Raw genomic sequence first — 25,144 nt, 5'->3', positions numbered from 1 at the left:
CGGTTCGTCTGCCGCCGGCCGGACCACGGTGACGCCGGCCGCCGGGCCGTCGGCCGCGCCGGCCACCAGTCCGGTACGCAGGAAGCGGGCCAGTTCCAGCGCCGACGGGTGGTCGAAGACCACGGTCGACGGCAGGGTCAGCCCGGTGGCCCGGCCGAGCCGGTCCCGTAGCTGAACGGCCGCGAGGGAGTCGAAGCCCAGCTCCCGGAAGGCGCGGCCGGCCGGCACCTGGTCGGTGGAGCCGTGGCCGAGGACCGCCGCCGCCTCCGCCCGGACGAGGTCGACCAGCAGCGTCTCCTGGCCGGTCGCCGGCAGCCCGGCGAGCCGGGACCGCAGCGCGGCGGTGACGCCGGTCTCCTCGGGCTGCGGCTCCGGCTGTTCGGCGCCGGCCGGGGCGACCCGGTCGAAGAGGCCGCTCGGCCGCGCCGCGGTGAACGCGGCGAGGAACCGGGACCAGTCCACGTCCACGATCACCGGCGCCGCCTCCGGGGCGTTGACCCACCGGCCCAGCGCCGCCACGGCGGCCTCGGGCGCGAGCGGGGCGAACCCGCGGCGGCGCAGGCCGTCGGCGGTCTCCCCGGCGGCCATGCCGTCGGACGCCCACGGCCCGTACGCGAGGGCGGTGGCGGGCAGGCCGGCGGCCCGGCGGGCGGCGACGAGCGCGTCGAGCAGGGAGTTGCCGGCCGCGTACCCTGCCTGGCCGCCGCCGCCCCAGACGCCGGCGACGGAGGAGAACACGACGAACGCGTCGAGGTCCCGGCCCCAGCAGGCGGTGTCCAGGTGCACGGCCCCGAGCACCTTGCCGGCCAGGGTCTCCGACAGCTCGCTGTCGGTCAGCCCGTACGCCGGGGTGGTGCCACCGGACGCGCCGGCGGTGTGCACGACGGCGGTGAGGTCCGGCAGGCCGGCGACCAGCGCGGCGACGGCGTCGGCGTCGGCGACGTCGCAGGCGACCACCCGCACCGTGCCGAGGTCGGCGAGGTCCCCGGTCAGCTCGGCGGCGCCGGGGGCGGCGGGGCCCCGCCGGGAGGCGAGGACCACCTCGGCAGCCCCGTTGGCCAGCAGCCACCGGGCGGTGTGCCGGCCCAGCGCACCGGTACCGCCGGTGACCAGCACCGTGCCCGACGGCCGCCAGCCCGACCCGGCGGGCGGAGCGGCGGGCACGAGGCGGCGGGCGAAGACGCCGTTGCGGCGCACCGCCACCTGGTCGAGGGCGCCGTCGGCGAGCACCGCGATGAGGGCGGCGCGGGTGCTGCGGTCGGCGCGGGCGGGCAGGTCCACCAGGCCGCCCCAGCGGTCCGGCTGTTCCAGGGCGACGGACCGGCCGAGGCCCCAGGCGAGCGCCGCCCAGACGTCGCCGGCCCGCTCCGCCGCCGAGACCGGCAGGGCTGCCCGGCTGAGCGCCCACACCCGGCCGGGCAGGCCCGTGTCGGTCAGCGCCTGGGTGAGGGTGAGCAGCGCCGCCGTGCCGGCGGGGACCCCGGGCGCGTTGGGGAGCGGCCGGTCCTGCCGGGGCAGGACGCACAGCACCCCCGCCCAGCCCTCGTCGCCGATCCGGCGCAGCCGCCCGGCCAGCTCGGCCCTGGTCTGGGCCGGCGGCACGGTCAGGGTGTCGACGCGGGCGCCGGCCCCGGTCAGCGTCTTCGCCACGCCCGCGTCGGCGCCGCTGCCGACGGTGACGACCAGCCACCGCCCGGACAGTCCGGTCGCCGGGGCCGGCCGGACCGGCTCCCAGCCGACCCGGTACGACCAACCGTCCAGCGCGGTGTCCCGGGTCCGGGCCCGACGCCACTGCGACAGCACGGGCAGTGCCGGGGTGAGGGCGTCCACGGCGGCGTCGTCGCCGAGCTGGCTGGCGAGGGCGGTGAGGTCGCCGCGCTCGACGGCGGCCCAGAAGTCGGCGTCGCGTCCGTCCTCGACGGTCAGCGGCCGGGGCGCGGCCTCGGGCCAGTACCGCTGGTGCTGGAACGCGTACGTCGGCAGGTCGACGCGCTGCGCTCCGCTGTCGGCGAACCACTGGGTCCAGGTGACGGGCACCCCGTGGACGTGCAGCTCGGCCAGGGCGGCGAGCAGGGCGTGGGTCTCGGGCCGGTCCTTGCGCTGGGCGGCGACGGCCAGCACGCCGTCGCCGGGCAGGACGTCGGCGGCCATCGCGGTGAGCACGCTCTGCGGGCCGATCTCCAGGAACGTGTCCACCCCGGCGGTCTTCAGGGCGGTGACCCCGTCGGCGAACCGGACGGCCTCCCGGACGTGCCGCACCCAGTACTCCGGGGTACGCAGCTCATCGCCGTCGGCCAGCGCACCGGTCAGGTTCGACACCACCGGCAGCAACGGCGCGGCAAACGTCAAACCCGCCAGCACCGTACGGAACTCGTCGAGCATCGGCTCCATCAGCGGACTATGGAACGCGTGACTCACCGTCAACCGGCGAGTCCGCACGCCCCGGTCCCGCCACGCCTGCTCGACCTCGTCGAGGGCGTCGACCGCACCGGACACGACGACCGAGGTGGGGCCGTTGACGGCCGCGACACCGACCCGGTCGGTGAACCCGTCCAGGCTGGACAGGACGTCCGCCTCGGCTGCGGCGACCGCGAGCATCCCGCCGCCGGTCGGCAGCGCCTGCATCAACCGACCGCGCGCCGCCACCAGGGCGCACGCGTCCGCCAGGGACAGCACCCCCGCCACGTGGGCGGCGGTGATCTCGCCGATCGAGTGGCCGGCCACGAAGTCCGGCACGATCCCGAACGACTCGACCAGCCGGAACAGCGCCACCTCGACGGCGAACAGCCCGGCCTGGGTGAACACGGTCTGGTCCAGCAGGCCCGCCGCCTCGGACCCCGGTGCGGCGTTCAGCACCTCCCGGAGGGGGCGCGGCAGCAGGCCGTCCAGTTCGGCGCACACCTCGTCGAGCGCGGCGGCGAACACGGGGAACGCCTCCGCCAGGTCCCGGCCCATCCCGGCGCGCTGCGCGCCCTGACCGGAGAACAGCAGCGCGAGCCGGCCCCGCTCGGTGGCGGCGCCCGTGACGGCCGCGCCGGAGGGCTCGCCCGCGTCGAGGGCCCGAAGGGCGGACAGCAGGCCGTCCCGGTCGGTCGCCAGGAGCACCGCCCGCTGTTCCAGGGCGGGTCGGGTGGTGATCGACGACCAGGCCACGTCCACCGGACGCACAGCCTCGTCGGCGGACAGCCAGCGCGCCCACCGGCCCGCCTGCGCCGCCAACGCACCATCCGTACGCCCCGACAACACCACCGGCACCACCGACGGCACCACCCGACCGACAACCACACCCTCAACCACCGCAGCCGCAGGCTGCTCGATGATCACATGCGCATTCGTGCCCGAAATCCCGAACGAGGAGACGGCAGCCCGACGCGGCCGGCTCACGGCCGGCCACGGCGTCGCCTCCGTGGCCAGGGTGACCGCACCCGCCGTCCAGTCGATGTGCGGGGACGGCTCATCCACGTGCAGGGTCGCCGGCACCACACCATGCCGCATCGCCATGATCATCTTGATGATGCCCGCCACACCAGCCGCCGCCTGCGTATGACCGATGTTCGACTTGACCGACCCAAGGAGCAGCGGCCGGTCCGCCTGACGGTCCTGCCCGTACGTCGCGAGCAGGGCCTGCGCCTCGATCGGGTCACCCAGCGTCGTACCCGTGCCGTGCGCCTCGACGGCGTCCACGTCGGCCGTGGTCAGGCGGGCGTTGGCCAGCGCCTGCCGGATCACCCGCTGCTGCGACGGACCATTCGGCGCGGTAAGACCGTTCGACGCACCGTCCTGGTTCACCGCCGTACCCCGCACCACCGCCAGGATGTTCCGCCCCTCGCGCTGCGCGTCGGAGAGCCGCTGCACGAGGAGGACACCCACGCCCTCGGACCAGCCCGTGCCGTCGGCGGCCGCAGCGAACGACTTGCACCGGCCGTCCTGCGACAGGCCACGCTGACGCGAGAACTCGATGAACGTCCCCGGCGTCGCCATCACCGTCACACCACCGGCCAACGCCAAATCACACTCACCCGACCGCAACGCCTGCGCCGCGAAGTGCAACGCCACCAGCGAGGATGAGCAGGCCGTGTCCACGGTGACCGCCGGTCCCTCAAGTCCGAACGTGTACGCCACCCGGCCGGACAGCACACTGCCCGACGTGCCGGTGCCGACGTAACCCTCGACCTCGCCCGGGACGTCCATCAGCCGCGACGCGTAGTCGTGATACATGACGCCCGCGAACACACCCGTCCGGCTGCCCCGCAACCACTGCGGGTCCACCCCCGCCGACTCGAATGTCTCCCACGACGCCTCCAACAGCAGACGCTGCTGCGGATCCATCGCCAGAGCCTCACGCGGCGAAATCCCGAAGAAGGCCGGATCGAAGTCGGCCGCCCCGTACAGGAACCCACCGTGCCGCGTGTACGAGGTGCCGCTGCTGTTCGGATCCGAATCGAACAACGATTCCAGGTCCCAACCCCGATCCGCCGGGAACTCCGAGATGCCGTCCCCGCCGCCGGCCAGCAGCTCCCACAGTTGGTCGGGGCTGTCGACCCCGCCCGGGTACCGGCAGGCCATGCCCACGATCGCGATCGGCTCGTCGGTGCCCGCGGTCACCACCGCCGACTGCCGGGCGGTGATCTGACCGGAGATCAGTTCGTAGAGGTGGTCGGCGAGCACGGCCGGGGTGGGGTAGTCGAACACCAGCGTCGAGGCCAACCGCAGCCCCGTCGCCGCGTTCAACCGGTTCCGCAGGTCCACCGCCGTCAACGAGTCGAAGCCCAACTCCCGGAACGCCCGGTCCGCCGGCACCGACTCCGCCCCACCATGACCGAGCACCTGGGCAACCAAGCCCCGGACGAGCAGGGCGACCTGTGCCCGGCCCTCGTCCTCGGTCAGCCCGGCGAGCCGTCCGGCCCAACCGTCTCCGCCCTGTCCCGCCTGGCGGCGCGTCGTGGACGTGCCGACCAGCGCCCGCAGCATCGGCGGCACCACACCACCGGTGGCAGCAGCCCGCAACGCCGACACGTCGACCACCACCGGCACCAGGGTCGGCCGGTCCGCGGCCATCGCCGCGTCGAACAGCTCAAGACCAGTCTCGACGCTCATCGGCGGCAGCCCCGACCGCGCCGAACGCACCCGCTCCACCTCACCGATCGACGCCGCCATACCCGCCGTATCCCACATCCCCCACGCCAACGACACCGCCGGCAGACCCACCTGCCCCCGATACACCGCAAGGGCATCCAGGAACGCATTCCCCGCCGCATACGCCGCCTGACCCGGCGAACCCAACACCCCCGCCACCGACGAGAACACCACGAACAGATCCAGATCCAGACCCGCCGTCGCCTCGTGCAGCCACCAACCCGCCGACACCTTCGGCGCCAACACACCCGCCAACCGCTCCGCCGACAGCCCCTCCACGACACCGTCGTCCAACACGCCCGCCGTGTGCACCACACCCGCCAACCGGCCCGCCGCGACGACCTCACCGACCAGCCCGAACACCTGCTCCCGGTCCGTCACATCACACGCCACCACCCGGGCGGCAGCACCCAGCCCCGCCAACCGCTCCACCAACTCGGCCGCACCCGCAGCGTCAGGGCCACGCCGCGACACCAACACCAACGACCGCACCCCGTGCTGCACCACCAGGTGCTCCGCCACCAGCGCGCCCAGCGAGCCGGTGCCGCCGGTCACCAGCACCGAACCCTCACCCACCACGAGCGAGGAACCCGACGACGACGCCCGCACCAGACGCGGCACGAACACTCGACCAGCGCGGAGAGCCACCTGACCGCCCGCGCCCGTGGCACCGGCGAGCGCGGTGAGCAGCTCGGGTTCCACGTCGCCGACTTCCAGGTCCGCGAGGACGATCCGCCCGGGGTGCTCCGACTGCGCCGACCGCAGCAGACCCCACACCGCCGCACCCGCCAGATCCGTCACCACGTCACCGTCCCCGGCTGCCACCGCACCCCGGGTCACCACCACCAGCCTCGAACCCGCCAGGGCATCCGCCGCCAACCACGACCGCACAGACGACAACACGCCGGACGCCACCGCCCGCACCGCGTCCGGGACTGCCGCACCGGGGGTGGCGGACACCGGCAGCACCAGCGCCGCCGGCGCCGCCGCACCCGTCTCGACCGCCGCCACCACCGCAGCCACATCCGGGTACGCCACCAGCCCGTTCCGGGCCGCCAACTCCTCGGCCAGCCCACCGTCACCGGTCACCAGCGCCCAGTCGCCGACCTGTCCCGCCGGCACGGTCTCCTCGGCCTGCCAGGTCACCTCGAACAGCGAACGGGCGGCGGGGCTCGTGGCGGTCAGGCCGGTCATCTCCCGCAGCACAAGCGAGTCCACGGACACCACGGCGGCGCCCGACTCGTCCACCGCGACCAGTCGCACCCCGGAGCCGACCGGCGTGAGCCGGACCCGCAGCACCCGCGCCCCCGAGGCATGCACCTGCACGCCCTCGAACGCGAACGGCACCCGAGGGCCGTCCGACGCCGCGCCGGAAAGCAGCAGCCCGATCGGGTGCAGGGCGGCATCCAGCAGCGCCGGGTGGACGCCGAACCGCGCCGCGTCGCCCGCCGCGTCGTCCGGCAACGCCACCTCGGCGTACGCCGCTCCGTCGGCCGTCCAGGCGCGTCGCAGTCCCTGGAACACCGGCCCGTACGTCAGGCCGTGCCCGGCCAGGGCGGCGTACCAGTCGGTCAGGTCCACCTCGGACGCGCCGGCCGGCGGCCACGCCCCGATGCCCGGCTCCTCCGGGGAGGAGGCCTCGAGCACGCCGTCCGCGTGCCGGGTCCAGCCCGCCTCGGCGTCGTCGTCGCGGCGCGAGTAGACGGCCACGGTGCGCTCCGGGGAGCCGGCGGACCCGTCGACCCGTACCTGGATCCGCACGTTGCCGGAGGCGGGGACCATCAGCGGGGCGGCCACGGTCAGCTCCCGCAGCCGGGAGAGGCCGACCTCGTCGCCGGCGCGTACCGCCAGTTCGACGAGGGCTGCACCAGGGACGAGCGTCACACCGGAGACCGCGTGGTCCGCCAGCCACGGGTGGGTGGCCAGCGACAGCCGGCCGGTCAGCACCATCTCGTCGTCGCCGGCCAGGTCCACCGCCGCGCCCAGCATCGGGTGTTCGGCGTCGCCCAGGCCGGCCCGGGAGACGTCACCGGACCTCGGGCGGCCGGCCGCCGGCCAGTACCGCTCCCGCTGGAACGCGTACGTGGGCAGGTCGACCCGGGTCGCGCCGGTGTCGGCGAACCACTGGGTCCAGGTCACCGGCACGCCGTGGACGTGCAGCTCCGCCAGGGCAGCCAGCAGCGCGGGGGCCTCGGGCCGGTCCCTGCGCTGGGCGGCGACGGCCGGCACACCGTCGCCGGCCGGCAGGACGTCGGCGGCCATCGCGGTCAACACACTCTGCGGCCCGACCTCCAGGAACGTGTCCACCCCGGCGCCGCGTAGGGCCGTGACCCCGTCGGCGAACCGAACCGCCTCCCGCACATGCCGCACCCAGTACTCCGGGGTACACAGCTCATCGCCGTCAGCCAACGCACCGGTCACGTTCGACACCACCGGCAGCAACGGCGCGGCGAACGTCAACCCGGCCAGCACGGCACGGAACTCGTCGAGCATCGGCTCCATCAGCGGGCTGTGGAACGCGTGACTGACCGCGAGCCGGCGGGTCCGCACGCCCCGGTCCCGCCACGCCTTCTCGATCTGGTCGAGGGCGTCGATCGCACCGGACACGACGACGGCGGACGGGCCGTTCACGGCGGCGACGCCGACCCGGTCGGTCAGACCGGCGATCGACTCGGCCACCGCAGCCTCGTCCGCAGCGACGGCGAGCATCCCGCCGCCGGCCGGCAGCGCCTGCATCAACCGGCCACGGGCGGCGACGAGAGCGCACGCGTCCGCCAGGGACAACACCCCCGCCACGTACGCGGCCGTGATCTCACCAACCGAATGACCGGCCACGAAGTCCGGCACGATCCCGAACGACTCCACCAAACGGAACAACGCCACCTCGACCGCGAACAGCCCCGCCTGCGTAAACACGGTCTGACCGAGGAGACCCGCCTCCGCCGAACCCTCAGCGGCAAACAGCACCTCACGAAGCGGCCGAGGAAGCAGCGGGTCCAGGTGCCCAGTCACCTCGTCCAACGCGGCGGCGAAGACGGGGAACGCCTCCGCCAACTCCCGGCCCATCCCGGCACGCTGCGCGCCCTGACCGGAGAAGAGCAGGGCCAACTGACCGCGCTGGTCGGCTGCGCCGGTGACGACCACGCCGGAGGGGTCCCCGGCGGCGAGAGCGGTCAGCGCCGTGATCAGGTCGTCGCGGCCGGTGGCCGTGACCACGGCACGGTGTTCCAGGGCGGGTCGGGTGGTGATCGACGACCAGGCCACGTCCACCGGACGCACAGCCTCGTCGGCCGACAGCCAGCGCGCCCACCGGCCCGCCTGCGCCGCCAACGCACCATCCGTACGCCCCGACAACACCACCGGCACCACCGACGGCACCACCCGACCGACAACCACACCCTCAATCACCGCAGGCTGCTCGATGATCACATGCGCATTCGTGCCCGAAATCCCGAACGACGACACCGCCGCCCGACGCGGCCGATTCACCACAGGCCACGGCATCGCCACCGTAGCCAGGACGACCGCACCCGCCGTCCAGTCGATGTGCGGAGACGGCTCATCCACATGCAACGTCGCCGGCACCACACCATGCCGCATCGCCATGATCATCTTAATGATGCCCGCCACACCCGCCGCCGCCTGCGTGTGCCCGATGTTCGACTTCACCGACCCAAGGAGCAGCGGCCGACCCTCGGACCGGTCCTGCCCGTACGTCGCCAACAGGGCCTGCGCCTCGATCGGGTCACCCAACGTCGTACCCGTGCCGTGCGCCTCGACAGCGTCCACGTCGGCCGGCGTGAGCCGGGCGTTGGCCAGGGCCTGCCGGATCACCCGCTGCTGCGACGGACCATTCGGCGCCGTCAACCCGTTCGACGCACCGTCCTGGTTCACCGCCGTACCCCGCACCACCGCCAGGATCCGCCGCCCCTCACGCTGCGCGTCCGACAGCCGCTGCACCAGCAGCACACCGACGCCCTCGGACCACCCCGTGCCGTCGGCCGACCCGGCGAACGACTTGCACCGGCCGTCCTGCGACAGACCACGCTGACGCGAGAACTCGATGAACGTCCCCGGCGTCGCCATCACCGTCACACCACCGGCCAACGCCAAATCACACTCACCCGACCGCAACGCCTGCGCCGCCAGATGCAGGGCAACCAGCGACGACGAACACGCCGTGTCCACGGTGACCGCCGGCCCCTCCAGGCCGAACGTGTACGCCACCCGGCCAGACAGCACACTGCCCGACGTGCCGGTCCCGACGTAGCCCTCGGCGTCCGGCGGAAGGTCCTCCAACCGGGAGGCGTAGTCGTGGTACATGACGCCCGCGAACACGCCGGTCCGGCTGCCCCGCAACCACTGCGGGTCCACCCCCGCCGACTCGAACGACTCCCACGACGCCTCCAACAGCAGACGCTGCTGCGGATCCATGGCGATCGCCTCGCGGGGGCTGATCCCGAAGAAGGCCGGGTCGAAGTCCGCCGCGCCGTGCAGGAACCCGCCGTGCCGGGTGTACGAGGTGCCGCTGCGGTCCGGGTCCGGGTCGAAGAGGCCGTCGAGGTCCCAGCCGCGGTCGGTCGGGAACTCGGAGATGCCGTCGCCTCCGGCGGACAGCAGGGTCCACAGCTGTTCCGGCGTCTCCACCCCGCCCGGGTACCGGCACGCCATGCCCACGATCGCGATCGGCTCGTCGGTGCCCGCGGTCACCACCGCCGACCGCCGGGCGGTGATCTGACCGGAGATCAGTTCGTAGAGGTGGTCGGCGAGCACCGCCGGGGTGGGGTAGTCGAACACCAGCGTCGAGGCCAACCGCAGCCCCGTCACCGCATTCAACCGGTTCCGCAGGTCCACCGCCGTCAACGAGTCGAAGCCCAACTCCCGGAACGCCCGGTCCGCCGGCACCGACTCCGCCCCACCATGACCGAGCACCTGCGCGCAGAGACCCCGGATCAGCACGTCGATCTGGGTACGGGCCTCCTCGGGGGTCAGGCTCGCCAACTGGCTGGCCCAGTCGCCGCCCTGTCCCGCCTGGCGGCGCGTCACCGTCTGGCCGACCAACGCCCGCAACATCGGCGGCACCACACCACCCGACACCGCAGCCCGCAACGCCGACACATCGACCACCGCCGGCACCAACACCGAACGCCCCGCCACCACCCCAGCATCGAACAGCTCAAGACCGGTCTCGGCACTCATCGGCGGCAGACCCGACCGCGCCGAACGCACCCGATCCACCTCACCAATCGACGCCGCCATACCCGCCGTATCCCACATCCCCCACGCCAGGCTGACCGCCGGCAGACCCACCTGCCCCCGATACACCGCAAGGGCGTCCAAGAACGCATTACCCGCCGCATACGCCGCCTGACCCGGCGAACCCAACACCCCAGCAACAGACGAAAACAACACGAACAGGTCGAGGTCGAGGTCGGCCGTGGCCTCGTGCAGCCACCAACCCGCCGACACCTTCGGCGCCAACACACCCGCCAACCGCTCCGCGCTGATCCCCGAAACCACACCGTCGTCGAGCACGCCAGCCGTGTGCACCACACCCGCCAACCGACCGGCCGCGACGACCTCACCGACCAGCCCGAACACCTGCTCCCGGTCCGTCACGTCACACGCCACCACCCGGGCGGCAGCACCCAGACCTGCCAGCCGCTCCACCAGCTCGGCCGCGCCCGCAGCGTCAGGGCCACGCCGCGACACCAGCACCAACGACCGCACCCCGTGCGCCCGGACGAGGTGCTCCGCGACAAGGGCGCCCAACGAGCCCGTACCGCCGGTCACCAGCACCGAACCCTCACCCACCACAAGCGAGGAACCCGACGACGACGCCCGCACCAGACGCGGCACGAACACCCGGCCAGCCCGAACGGCCACCTGAGCGCCTGCGGCGTCCTCGGCGACCCGCGCCAGGACGGCCACCACGCCCGCGTCCACGTCACCGTCGACATCCGCGAGGACGATCCGCCCGGGGTGCTCCGACTGCGCCGACCGCAGCAGACCCCACACCGCCGCACCCGCCAGGTCCGTCACCACGTCACCGTCCCGGGCCACCACCGCACCCCGGGTCACCACCACCAGCCGCGAACCCGCCAGGGCATCCGCCGCCAACCACGACCGCACGGACGACAACACGCCGGACGTGACCTCGCGTACCGCGTCCGGGACCGCCGTGCCGGGGACGGCGGACACCGGCAGCACCAGCGCGGGCGGTGCCACCGCACCCGTCTCGACCGCAGCCACCACCGCAGCCACATCCGGGTACGACGCCAGCCCGCCCCGGGCCGCCAACTCTCCGGCCAGCCCGGCGACACCCCCGTCGCCGACACTGCGGAGCTGCCCCGCCAGCAGCGCCCATCCAGTCGCGTCGCCGACGGAGACAGCCTCCTCCGCCTGCCACGTCACCTCGAACAACGACCGCGCCGCCGCACCCGGGGCAACCACCCCGGTCATCTCCCGCAGCACCAGCGAGTCCATCGACACCACAGCCGCACCCGAGGAGTCCACCGCGACCAACCGCACCCCGGAGCCCTCACGGGTCAGCCGCACCCGCAGCACCGACGCCCCCGAGGCGTGCACCTGCACACCCTCGAACGCGAACGGCACCCGAGGACCACCGGCCTCACCCGCCAACAGCAACCCGACCGGGTGCAGGGCCGCGTCCAACAGCGCCGGATGCACCCCGAACGCCGCTGCCTCCCCCACCACCTCGTCCGGCAACGCCACCTCGGCGAACACCTCACCACCGGAAGCCCACGCCCGCCGCAACCCCTGGAACACCGGCCCGTACACCAGGCCGTGCGTGGCGAGCACGTCGTACCAGTCGGTCAGGTCCACCTCGTCGGCGCCGGCCGGCGGCCACGCGCCGATGCCCGGCTCCGCCGCGCCGGGCGCTTCGAGCACGCCCTCGGCGTGCCGGACCCACTCCGCCTCCGGGTCGCCCTCGGTCTGGGAGTGCACCGTCACGGCCCGGGAGCCGGAGGCGTCGGCCGCGCCGACGCGCACCTGCACCCGCACCCCACCCGACGCGGGCAACACCAACGGCGCCGCCACGGTCAACTCCCGCACCCGCGACGCACCCACCTCATCACCGGCCCGCACCGCCAACTCCACCAACGCCGTCCCCGGCACCACCACCACACCACCAACCACATGATCGGCCAGCCAGGCGTGCGTCGACACCGACAGCCGACCAGTCAGCACCACCACGTCCTCGCCGGCCACGGTGACCGCGGCGCCCAGGAGCGGGTGGTCGGCGACGCCCAGCCCGGCGCCGGAGACGTCCCCGACGCGCGGGCGCCCGGCGCCGAGCCAGTACCGCTCGTGCTGGAAGGCGTACGTGGGCAGGTCGACCAGCGTCGGGCGGGCCCCGGCGTACCACTGCTGCCAGGTCACCGGCACGCCGTGGACGTGCAGCTCCGCCAGCGCGTGCAGCAGCGCCTGCGGGGCGGGACGGTCCCGCCGCTGGGTTGCGAGCGTCAGCGTTCCCTCGGCCAGCAGTTCGGCGTTCATGGCGGTCAGCACGCTCTGCGGGCCGACCTCCAGGAACGTGTCCACCCCGGCGTCGCGCAGGGCGGTGATCCCGTCGGCGTACCGGACGGTTGCGCGGACGTGCCGCACCCAGTAGTCGGGGCGGGTGATCTCCTGCGGGTCGACGACCGTCCCGGTCAGGTTCGACACCACCGGCAGCAGCGGCGCGCGGAACGTCAGCGCCTCCAGGACCGCCCGGAAGTCGTCGAGCATCGGCTCCATCAGCGGGCTGTGGAACGCGTGGCTGACCGCGAGCCGGCGGGTGCGTACGCCTCGGCCCGTCCAGACCTGCTCCAGCTCGTCGAGGGCGTCGACCGCCCCGGACACGACGACGGCGGACGGGCCGTTCACGGCCGCGACACCGACCCGGTCGGTCAGCCCGTCCAGCGTCGGCAGAACCTCGGCCTCCGACGCGTTGACGGCGAGCATCCCGCCGCCGGCCGGCAGCGCCTGCATCAGCCGGCCACGGGCGGCGACGAGAGCACACGCGTCCGCCAGGGACAACACCCCCGCCACGTACGCGGCCGTAATCTCACCAACCGAGTGACCAGCCACGAAGTCCGGCACCACACCGAACGACTCGACGAGGCGGAACAACGCCACCTCGACAGCGAACAGACCCGCCTGGGTGAACACGGTCTGATCGAGGAGATCCGCCTCCGCCGAACCCTCGGCGGCATTCAGCACCTCACGAAGCGGACGCGGCAACAGCGGGTCCAGGTGCCCGCACACCTCGTCCAGCGCGGCGGCGAACACGGGGAACGCCTCCGCCAACTCCCGGCCCATCCCGGCGCGCTGCGCGCCCTGGCCGGAGAAGAGCACGGCGAGGGGGCCGCGCGCCGCACCCGTACCGGTGACGACCGCACCGGTCGGCGAGCCGGCGGCGAGGGCGCGCAGCCCGGCCAGCAGCTCGTCCCGGTCGGCGGCCGTGACCACCGCGCGGTGTTCCAGCGTGGACCGGCTGACCAGCGAGGACCAGGCGACGTCCGCCGGGCGCGGGGGCTCGCCGGCGGCGAGCCAGTGGGCCCAGCGGTCGGCCTGGGCCGCCACGGCTGCCTCGGTCCGGGCCGAGAGCAGCACCGGCACCAGCGGCGGTACGGCGTCGTCCGCCGGTTCCGTCCGGGTCTCGGTGGGCGGCTGCTCGATGATCACGTGGGCGTTCGTGCCGCTGACCCCGAAGGAGGAGACGGCGGCGCGGCGCGGCCGGCCCGGGGCGGGCCACTCGCGGGCCTCGGTGAGCAGCTCGACCGCGCCCGCCGACCAGTCGATGTGCGGCGACGGCTCGTCCACGTGCAGGGTGCGCGGCATCGTCCCGTGCCGCATCGCCATGATCATCTTGATCACGCCGGCCACCCCTGCGGCGGCTTGGGTGTGCCCGATGTTCGACTTGATCGACCCCAGCCAGAGCGGACTGCCCGCCGGCCGGTCCTGCCCGTACGTCGCCAGCAGCGCCTGCGCCTCGATCGGGTCGCCCAGCGTCGTGCCCGTGCCGTGCGCCTCGACGGCGTCCACGTCGGTCGTGGTCAGGCGGGCGTTGGCCAGGGCCTGCCGGATCACCCGCTGCTGCGACGGACCGTTCGGCGCGGTGAGCCCGTTCGACGCGCCGTCCTGGTTCACGGCCGTGCCCCTGACGACGGCCAGGATCCGCCGGCCCTCCCGGCGGGCGTCCGACAGGCGCTGCACCAGCAGCACGCCCACACCCTCGGACCACCCCGTGCCGTCGGCCGACCCGGCGAACGACTTGCACCGCCCGTCCTGCGACAGGCCACGCTGACGCGAGAACTCGATGAACGTCCCCGGCGTCGCCATCACCGTCACACCACCGGCAAGAGCCAGATCACACTCACCCGAGCGCAACGCCTGCACCGCCAGGTGCAACGCCACCAGCGACGACGAGCAGGCGGTGTCCACGGTGACGGCCGGCCCCTCCAGGCCGAACGTGTACGCGACCCGGCCCGACAGCACACTGCCCGACGTGCCGGTGCCGATGTAGCCGCCCACCCCCTCGGGCAGCTCCTGCACCTGCGAGGCGTAGTCGTGGTACATCAGGCCGGCGAACACGCCCGTCCGGCTGCCCCGCAACCGCACCGGGTCCAGCCCGGCGGACTCGAACGACTCCCATGACGCCTCCAGCAGCAACCGCTGCTGCGGATCCATCGCGACCGCCTCGCGCGGGCTGATCCCGAAGAACGCGGGGTCGAACTCGGCTGCCCCGTACAGGAACCCGCCGTGCCGGGTGTACGACGTCCCGGGGTTGTCCGGGTCGGGGTGGAAGATCCGGTCGAGGTCCCAGCCCCGGTCGGCCGGGAACTCCCCGATCCCGTCGGCGCCGGTGGCGACCAGTTGCCAGAGCTGCTCGGGGCTCGTCACGCCGCCCGGGTACCGGCACGCCATGCCCACGATCGCGATCGGCTCGTCGACGTTCGCGTTCGCCACGGCGTCGCGCTGCTCGGCGACCTGCCCGGACAGCTGCTCGTACAGGTGGTCCGACAGCGCGCCGGGGGTCGGGTAGTCGAAGACGAGGGTGGAGGTCAGCCGCAGCCCGGTCGCGGTGTTGATCCGGTTCCGCAGCTCCACGGCGGTCAGCGAGTCGAAGCCCAGCTCCCGGAACGCCCGGTCGGCGGGCACCTGGTCGGCGCCGCTGTGCCCGAGGACCTGCGCGATCAGGCCCCGGACGAGCAGGGCGACCTGGGTGCGCGCCTCCTGCGGGTCGAGACCGGCGAGCCGGTCGGCCCAGCCTCCGGCGGCGGGCCGCCTGCGGCCGGCGGTCGAGCCGATCAGGGTCCGCAGCATCGGCGGCACCCGGCCGGCGGCGGTCTGCGCCCGCATGGCCGGCAGGTCGACCAGGGCCGGCACCAGCGCGGCGCCGCCGTGGGCCAGCGCGGCGTCCCACAGCCCGAGGCCGACGGGGGCGGTCATCGGGGTGAGGCCGGCCCGGCTGACCCGGGCCCGGTCGGTGTCGTTGATCGAGCTGGCCATGCCGTCGGTGTCCCACATGCCCCAAGCGAGGCTCACCGCCGGCAGGCCACGCTGGGCGCGGAGCTGGGCGAGGGCGTCCAGGAAGGCGTTGCCGGCGGCGTACGCGGCCTGGCCGGGGGAACCAAGCACGCCGGCGATGGACGAGAACAGCACGAACAGGTCGAGATCCAGCTCCGCCGTCGCCTCGTGCAGCCACCAGCCAGCGGTGACCTTGGGCGCCAGCACGTCCGCCAGCCCGTCGGCGGTGATCCCGGTGACGACGCCGTCGTCGAGGACGCCGGCGGTGTGCACCACGCCGGCCAGCCGCCCGTCGGCGGTGATCCGGCGGACCAGCGCGTCGACCTGCGTCCGGTCGGTCACGTCGGCCGTGGCGATCTGGACGGCGGCGCCGAGGCCGGTCAGCCGCTCCACCAGGTCGGCCGCGCCCCGGGCCGCCGGGCCCTGGCGGGAGGCCAGCACCAGCGACCGCACCCCGTACGCCGTGACGAGGTGCTCGGCCACCAGGGCGCCCAGCGAGCCGGTTCCGCCGGTCACCAGGACGGTGCCCGCGCCGACCACCGGCGCGGCCTGCGCGCCGCCGGCCGCGCGGGCCAGCCGCGGGACGTACGCCGTGCCGGCGCGCACCGCGAGCTGCCCGCCCGCGCCCGGGTCGGCGGCGAACCCGGCCAGCAGGGCCAGCAGCTCCGGGCCGAGGTCGGCGTCGGGTTCGAGGTCGGCCAGCACGATCCGGCCGGGGTGCTCCGACTGCGCGGACCGCAGCAGGCCCCAGACGGCCGCCCCCGCCACGTCGGTGACCCGGTCGTCGGGGTGGGCGGCGACCGCCCCACGGGTCACGACGACCAGGCGGCAGTCCGCGAGGGCGTCGGCGACCAGCCAGCCCTGCGCCTCGCGCAGCACGGCGGCGGTCGCGGCGCGTACCGCCTCGGGCACGTCGGCGTCGGGCACGTCGGCGTCGGTCGCCGTGTGCACGGGCAGCAGCAGCGCCGCCGGGGCGGGGGCCGTCGCGCCCGTCACCGCCCCGACCACCGCCGCCACGTCCGGGTACGCCGACGTCAGCGCCGCGCCGTCGGTGGCGTCGCCGCCGAGCACCGCCCAGCCGTACCCGGCATCGGCCGGGGCGACCTGCTCGGGCTGCCACGACACCTCGAACAGCGAGCGGTTCGCCTGGTTCGGCGTGCCCGCCGTGGTCATCTCCCGCAGCGTCAGGGAGTCCACCGACACCACCGGCGTGCCGGCCTCGTCGACGGCGACCAGCCGCACCGAGGACCCGCTCGCGGTCAGGCGCACCCGGAGGGTCCGCGCGCCGATCGTGTGGACCTGCACCCCCTCGAAGGAGAACGGCACCCGGGGGCCGTCGCCCGCAGCCTCGGCGGGCAGCAGCCCGACGGGGTGCAACGCGGCGTCCAGCAGCGCCGGGTGCACGCCGAATCCGGCCGGGTCCCCGACCACCGTGTCGGGGAGGGCCACCTCGGCGTACACCGTGCCGTCGGCGGTCCACGCGCGCCGCAGGCCCTGGAAGACCGGCCCGTAGGCGAGCCCGTGCCCGGCGACGGCCGCGTACCAGCCGGTGAGGTCCACCTCGGCCGCGCCGGCCGGGGGCCAGGCGCCGACGGTGGGCTCCTCGGTGGTGGGGAGGCCGACGACGCCGTCGGCGTGCCGGGTCCAGCCGGCCTCCGGGTCCTCCTCGGACTGGGAGTGCACGGTGACCGGCCGGGCGCCCGTCGCGTCGGCCGGGCCGACCCGGACCTGCACCCGCATTCCGCCGCCGCCGGCGGGCAGCACCAGCGGGGCGAGCACGGTGAGGTCGCGGACGCGGGACGCGCCCACCTCGTCGCCGGCCCGGACGACGAGGTCGAGCAGGGCGGTGCCCGGCACCACCACGGCGCCGGAGACGACGTGGTCGCCCAGCCACGGGTGGGACGACAGCGACAGCCGGCCGGTCAGCACCACCATGTCCTCGCCGGCCACCGACACCGTCGCGCCGAGCAGCGGGTGGCGGGCCACGCCGAGGCCGGCGCCGGACACGTCGGCCGCCTGCCCGACGGGCGACAGCCAGTACCGCTGGTGCTGGAACGCGTACGTGGGCAGCTCGACCCGGGTCGCGCCGGTGTCGGCGAACCACTGGGTCCACGTCACCGGGACGCCGTGCACGTGCAGCTCGGCCAGGGCCGCGAGCAGGGCATGGGTTTCGGGCCGGTCCCGACGCTGGGCGGCGACAGCGAGCACACCGTCGCCGGCCGGCAGGACGTCGGCGGCCATCGCGGTCAGCACGCTCTGCGGGCCGACCTCCAGGAACGTGTCCACCCCAGCCGCCCGCAGGGCCGTGACCCCGTCGGCGAACCGAACCGCCTCCCGGACGTGCCGCACCCAGTACTCCGGGGTACACAGCTCATCGCCGTCAGCCAACGCACCGGTCAGGTTCGACACCACCGGCAGCAACGGCGCGGCGAACGTCAACCCCGCCAACACGGCACGGAACTCGGCCAGCATCGGCTCCATCAACGGACTGTGGAACGCATGACTCACCGCCAACCGACGCGTCCGCACACCCCGGCCCCGCCACGCCTGCTCGACCTCGTCGAGGGCGTCCACCGCACCCGAGACCACCACGGCCGACGGGCCGTTCACTGCCGCGATCCCCACCCGGTCGGCGAACCCGTCCAGGCTGGACTGCACGTCCGCCTCCGACGCGGCGACGGCCAGCATCCCGCCGCCGGCCGGCAGCGCCTGCATCAACCGGCCACGGGCGGCGACGAGAGCGCACGCGTCCGCCAGGGACAACACCCCCGCCACGTACGCGGCCGTGATCTCACCAACCGAATGACCGGCCACGAAGTCCGGCACCACACCGAACGACTCCACCAAACGGAACAACGCCACCTCGACCGCGAACAGACCCGCCTGCGTGAACACGGTCTGACCGAGGAGATCCGCCTCCGCCGAACCCTCAGCGGCAAACAGCACCTCACGAAGCGGCCGGGGCAACAACGGGTCCAGGTGCCCGCACACCTCGTCCAACGCGGCGGCGAAGACGGGGAATTCGGCGTACAGGTGCCGGCCCATCCCGGCGCGCTGCGCGCCCTGACCGGAGAACAGCAGCGCGAGCTGGCCCCGCTGGCCGGCGGCGCCGGTGACGACCACGCCGGAGGGGTCCCCGGCGGCGAGAGCGGTCAACGCCGCGAGCAGGTCGTCCCGGTCGGTCGCGGCGATGACCGCGCGCTCGTCCAGCGTCGCGCGGGACACCACCGAGGAGAGGGCCACGTCGAGCGGGCGGAGGTCCTCGTCGGCCGTGAGCCAGGCCGCCCAGCGGTCCGCCTGGGCTGCCAGCGCGGCGCCGTCGCGGGCGGACAGGAGCACCGGGGCCAGCGACCGCGCGGCGGTGGGGGTCGGCTCCTCGGCGTCCGCCTCGTCCCCGGCGGGCGGGGCGGGGGGCTGTTCGAGGATCAGGTGGACGTTGGTGCCGCTGATGCCGAACGAGGACACGGCGGCCCGGCGGGGGCGGTCCACCTCGGGCCAAGGGCGCGCCTCGGTCAGCAGCGAGACGGCGCCGGCCGACCAGTCCACGTGGGGGGTGGGCTCGTCGAGGTGCAGGGTCGACGGGAGCAGCCCGTGCCGCATCGCCATGATCATCTTGATGATGCCGGCGACCCCGGCGGCGGCCTGGGAGTGCCCGATGTTCGACTTGATCGACCCGAGGAACAGCGGCCGGTCCGCCGGCCGGTCCTGCCCGTACGTGGCCAGCAGCGCCTGCGCCTCGATCGGGTCGCCCAGCACGGTGCCGGTCCCGTGCGCCTCGACGGCGTCCACGTCGGCGACGGTGAGCCGGGCGTTGGCCAGGGCGGCCCGGATGACCCGCTGCTGTGCGGGGCCGTTCGGCGCGGTGAGGCCGTTGGACGCGCCGTCCTGGTTCACAGCGCTGCCGGCGAGCACGGCGAGCACCTGCCGGCCCTGCCGCCGCGCGTCGGACAGGCGCTGGACCAGCAGCACGCCGACGCCCTCGGACCAGCCGGTGCCGTCGGCGGACGCGGCGAAGGACTTGCACCGCCCGTCGGGGGCGAGGCCGCCCTGCCGGGAGAACTCCACGAACGCGCCGGGGGTGACCATGACGGTCACGCCGCCGGCCAGGGCCAGGTCGCACTCGCCGCCGCGCAGCGCCTGGGCGGCGAGGTGCACCGCCACGAGCGACGACGAGCAGGCGGTGTCGATGGTGACCGCAGGGCCCTCCAGCCCGAGGGTGTAGGAGACCCGGCCGGAGATGACGCTGTGCGCGCCCCCGGTGAGCTGGTAGCCGGCCAGCTCCTCCGGGGTGTCGGTGGTGCCGTAGCCCGACGGGGAGGCGCCGACGAAGACGCCGGTGCGGCTGCCACGCAGCCGGTCCGGGTCGACGCCCGCCTGCTCCAGGGCCTCCCAGGACGCCTCCAGCAGCAGCCGCTGCTGCGGGTCCATGGCCAGGGCCTCGCGCGGCGAGATGCCGAAGAAGCCCGGGTCGAAGCCGGTGGCGCCGGGGACGAAGCCACCCTCGCGGGTGTGCGACACCGGCCGCCCCTCGGCGTCGACTGCCAGCAGCCGGGCGATGTCCCAGTTGCGGTCCTCGGGGAAGCCGCTGATGCCGTCGCGGCCGGTGGCGACGAGGTCCCACAACTCGCCGGGGCTGGCCACGCCGCCGGGATACCGGCAGCTCATGCCCACGATGACGATCGGGTCGTCGTCGACCGGCCCGGCGGGGCCCCAGGTGGTCACGGTGTCGACCTCGTGCAGGCGCAGCACGGACGACAGGTGGTCGGCGAGGGCGGCCGGGTTCGGGTAGTCGAAGACGAGGGTGGTGGGCAGGGAGAGGCCGGTGGCGGCGCCAAGCCGGTTGCGCAGCTCCACCGCGGTCAGCGAGTCGAAGCCCAGCTCCTTGAACGCCCGGTTCGCCTTGACCAGCTCGGGGCCGGTGTGGCCGAGAACGGTGGCGGCGACCGTGCGGACCAGGTCGGTGAGGTGCCGGTCCTGCTCGGCGCGGGGCAGGGTGAGCAGTTGCTGCCGCAGGCCGCCGCCGGCCCCGTCGTTCGGCTCCTCGTCGGTGGTCCGCAGGGCGTCCCGGGCCTCGGCGATGTCGTCGAGCAGGGGCCGGGGCCGCGCGGCGGCGAACGCCGGGGTGAACAGGGACCAGTCGACGTCCGCCACGGTCAGCGACGGCGTGGACCGGCCGACGGCGCTGCGCAGGGCGTACACGGCCTGGGCCGGGGACATCGCGGTGAGGCCGCGCCGGGCCAGCAGTTCCTGGCCCTCCCCGCTGGCCATGCCGCCGTCGGCCCAGGGGCCCCAGGCGACCGCCGTGGCGGCGAGACCATGGGCGCGGCGCCGCTCCGCGAGCGCGTCCAGGAAGGCGTTGCCGGCGGCGTAGGCGGCCTGGCCGCCGCTGCCCCAGATCCCGGCGATCGAGGAGAACAGCACGAACGCGTCCAGCGGCCGGTCGCCCAGCAGCTCGTCCAGGTGGACCGCGCCGGCGATCTTGCCGTCGAGGACGGCGGCGAGCGCGGCCAGGTCGGTGTCCACCAGCCTGGCGAGCTGGCCCACGCCGGCGGCGTGCACGACCGCCGTCAGCGGGGCGTCGTCCGCGTCGATGTCGCGCAACACCGCCTCGACCTGCGCCCGGTCGGCCGCGTCGCAGGCGACCAGCGACACCCGCGCGCCGAGCCCGGCCAGTTCGTCCCGCAGTTCCGCCGCGCCCGGCGCCCGCTCGCCACGGCGGCTGGTCAGCACGACGTGCGCGGCGCCGTTGGCCGCCACCCAGCGGGCCACGTGGGCGCCGAGCGCCCCGGTGCCGCCGGTGATCAGCACCGTCCCGGACGGCTGCCAGCGTTCGACGGTTCCCACGCCGGCGGGGTCGGCGCGGACCAGCCGGCGCACGAAGACGCCGGAGGGGCGTACGGCGATCTGGTCCTCGTCGCCGGCCCCGGCCAGCACGCCCACGAGCCGGTCCCAGCCGGCCGCGTCGGGCCGCTCCGGCAGGTCGGCCAGGCCGCCCCAGAGCTGGGGGTGCTCCAGCCCGGCGACCCGGGCCAGGCCCCACAGGCCGCCCTGGGCGACGCTGCGGACGCCGTCGGCGTCGCCGGTGCCGACCGCGCCCCGGGTGAGGGTCCACACCGGCAGCGCGACGTCGGCGTCGTGCAGGGCCTGCGTCAGGGTCGCCGTCGCGGCGGTGCCGGTCGACACCGCCGGGTGGCCGGGGTGCGGCCGGTCCAGCAGGCCGAGCAGGGAGACCGCCGCCGCGAACCGGCGGTCCGCCGGCAGCTCGGCCAGCCGGGCCGCCAGCTCGTCCCGGGCGGTCAGCGGGTCCACCGGCAGGCGGTGGACCGTCCCGCCGGCGGCGCCGAGCGCCGCCGTCAGCGCGTCGGCCCACTGCGCCACTGCCGGGTCGCCGGCCGGTTCGAGCAGCAGCCAGTCGCCGATCGGCGCGGCGGCGGCGGGCGTCGCCGCGCGCTTCCACACCACCCGGTACGACCAGCCGTCGACGACGGCGTCGCGCAGCCGCGCCCGGCGCCAGGACGACAGGACCGGCAGCGCCGGGGCGAGGACGTCCGCGCCGTCGTCGCCGAGCTGCGCGGCCAGTGCCGCCACGTCGGAGCGTTCCACGGCGGACCAGAACTCGACGTCGATGACGTCGGGGCTGACCGGGCCGGTGCCGGACGCCGGAAGCTGCTCCGGCCAGTAGCGCTGCCGCTGGAACGCGTACGTGGGCAGTCCGACCGTGGTCGCGCCGGTGTCCGCGAACATACGGGGCCAGTCGACGGCCGCGCCGTTGACGTGCAGTTCGGCGAGGGCGGCGAGCAGCGCCCGGGGCTCGGGGCGGTCGGCCCGCAGCGCGGGCACCGCGACGACCGGGGTCGCGTCGTCGGCGGCCGGGTCGACCGGCTGCGGGCCGAGGACGTCCTGGGTCATCGCGGTGAGGACGCTGCGGGGCCCGATCTCCAGGAACGTGTCGACCCCGGCGGCGCGGAGGGCGGTGATCCCGTCGGCGAACCGCACGGCCTCCCGGACGTGCCGCACCCAGTACCCCGGGGTGCGGATCTCGTCGTCGGCGATCGCACCGGTCAGGTTCGACACCACCGGCAACCGGGGCGCGGTGAACGTGAGCCCCGCGAGCACGGCGCGGAAGTCGTCGAGCATCGGCTCCATCAGCGGGCTGTGGAACGCGTGACTCACCGTCAGCCGGCGGGTCCGGACGCCCCGGTCCCGCCAGGTCCGCTCGATCTCGTCGAGGGCGTCCACCGCCCCGGACACCACCACGGACGACGGGCCGTTCACGGCGGCGATCCCGACCCGGTCGGCGAGACCGTCCAGGCTGGGCAGCACGTCCGCCTCGGACGCGCCCACCGCCAGCATTCCGCCACCGGTCGGCAACGCCTGCATCAACCGGCCCCGAGCCGCCACCAGGGCACCCGCGTCCGCCAGCGACAGCACACCGGCCACGTGCGCGGCCGTGATCTCACCGATCGAGTGCCCACCCACGAAGCCCGGCACCACACCGAACGACTCGACGAGACGGAACAGCGCCACCTCGACCGCGAACAGGCCGGCCTGGGTGAACACGGTCTGATCCAGCAGGCCCGCCTCGGCGGTGCCCTCCGCCGCGAACAGCACCGGCCTCAACGGCTGCGGCAGCAGCCCGTCCAGGTGCCGGCACACCTCGTCCAGCGCGGCGGCGAAGACGGGGAACTCCCCGTACAACTCGCGGCCCATCCCGGCGCGCTGCGCGCCCTGACCCGAGAACAGCACCGCCAACGGACCCCGGTCCGCCGCCCGACCCGCCACCACCGCACCCGACGACCCGCCCGCGGCCAGGGCACGCAGCCCGGCCAGCAGCTCGTCCCGGTCGGTCGCGGCCAGCACGGCCCGGCTGTCCAGTGCCGACCGCGACACCGCCGACGACCAGCCGACGTCCAGGGGACGCAGGTCCTCGTCGGCAGCCAGCCACCTGGCCCAGCGGCCGGCCTGGCCGGCGAGCGCGGCGTCGGAGCGGGCGGACAGCAGCACCGGCACCACCGGGAGGGTGACCGCCGGTTCGGGCGCGGCGTCGACGTCGGCGTCCGGGGCGGGGGGTTCCTCGATGATGGTGTGGGCGTTGGTCCCGGAGATGCCGAAGGACGAGACGGCGGCCCGCCGGGGCCGCCCGGTCGCCGGCCAGGGCCGCGCCTCGGTCACCAGCGACACGGCGCCCGACGACCAGTCGACCTTCGGCGTCGGGGAGTCCACGTGCAGGGTCGACGGGACGACACCGTGCCGCATCGCCATCACCATCTTGATGATCCCGGCGACGCCCGCGGCCGACTGGCTGTGCCCGAAGTTCGACTTGATCGAGCCGAGCAGCAGCGGCCGGTCGGCGGGCCGGTCCTGCCCGTACGTGGCCAGCACGGCCTGGGCCTCGATCGGGTCGCCGAGGACGGTGCCGGTGCCGTGCGCCTCGACGGCGTCCACGTCGGCGGTGGTGAGCCGGGCGTTGGCCAGGGCCTGCCGGATCACCCGCTGCTGGGCGGGGCCGTTCGGGGCGGTGAGCCCGTTCGACGCGCCGTCCTGGTTGACCGCGCTGCCCCGGATGACGGCCAGCACGCGGTGCCCCTTGCGCTGGGCGTCCGACAGCCGCTCCACCAGCAGGAGACCGACGCCCTCCGCCCAGCCGGTGCCGTCGGCGGCGGCGGCGAAGGACTTGCACCGGCCGTCCGGGGCCAGGCCGCGCTGCCGGGAGAAGCCGACGAACGGGCTGGGGGTGGCCATGACGCACACGCCGCCGGCCAGGGCGAGGTCGAAGTCGCCCTGGCGCAGGGCCTGGGCGGCGAGGTGCAGGGCCACCAGCGACGACGAGCAGGCGGTGTCGACGGTCACCGCCGGCCCCTCCAGCCCGAGGGCGTACGCGATCCGGCCGGAGACGACACTCGTGGCCGTGCCGGTCAGCAGGTAGCCCTCGTCGGTGCCCTCCATCTCGGTCTGCGGGCCCATCCCGTACCCGTTGGCGGCGGTGCCGACGAAGACGCCGACCTTCTGTCCGCGCATGGACGCGGGCGCGATCCCCGCGTACTCGAACGCCTCCCACGACGTCTCCAGCAGCAGCCGCTGCTGGGGGTCCATGGCGACCGCCTCGCGGGGCGAGATGCCGAAGAAGCCGGCGTCGAACTCGGCCGCGTCGTAGAGGAAGCCGCCCTCGCGGGTGGTGGAGCGGCCCGCCCGGTCGGCGTCGGCGTCGTACAGGTTGTCCAGGTCCCAGCCCCGGTCGGTGGGGAAGCCGCCGACGGCGTCACCGCCCGACGCGACCAGGTCCCACAGCTGCTCCGGGGTGGAGACGCCCCCGGGGTAGCGGCAGGACATGGCCACGATCGCGATCGGTTCGCGCGCAGCGGCGGTGAGCTGCTGGTTGAGCTGACGGAGGCGGCCCGTCTCCTTGAGCGAGGCGCGGAGCGCCTCGACGACCTTGTCTGCGGACGTAGACATCACAAGCTCCGTACTGGGG

Annotated in this window: 1 protein-coding gene (running past one end of the window); it reads right to left on the bottom strand. The window is 74.9% G+C overall.

What is annotated here, in order from left to right; translation table 11 throughout:
- On the bottom strand, window positions 1–25,125 hold the 5' portion of the coding sequence (locus OG617_RS23855) for a type I polyketide synthase (protein WP_405095205.1). It extends 4,839 nt beyond the left edge of the window; only the first 25,125 of its 29,964 coding nucleotides appear in the window; the start codon lies at window positions 25,123–25,125; the stop codon falls past the left edge of the window.
- Window positions 25,126–25,144 lie beyond the last annotated feature (19 nt).

Origin of the sequence: Micromonospora sp. NBC_01412, from assembly GCF_045040215.1 — a bacterium.
Classification (GTDB): Bacteria; Actinomycetota; Actinomycetes; order Mycobacteriales; family Micromonosporaceae; genus Micromonospora; species Micromonospora rubida.
This window is presented reverse-complemented; position numbering and strand designations above follow the sequence as displayed.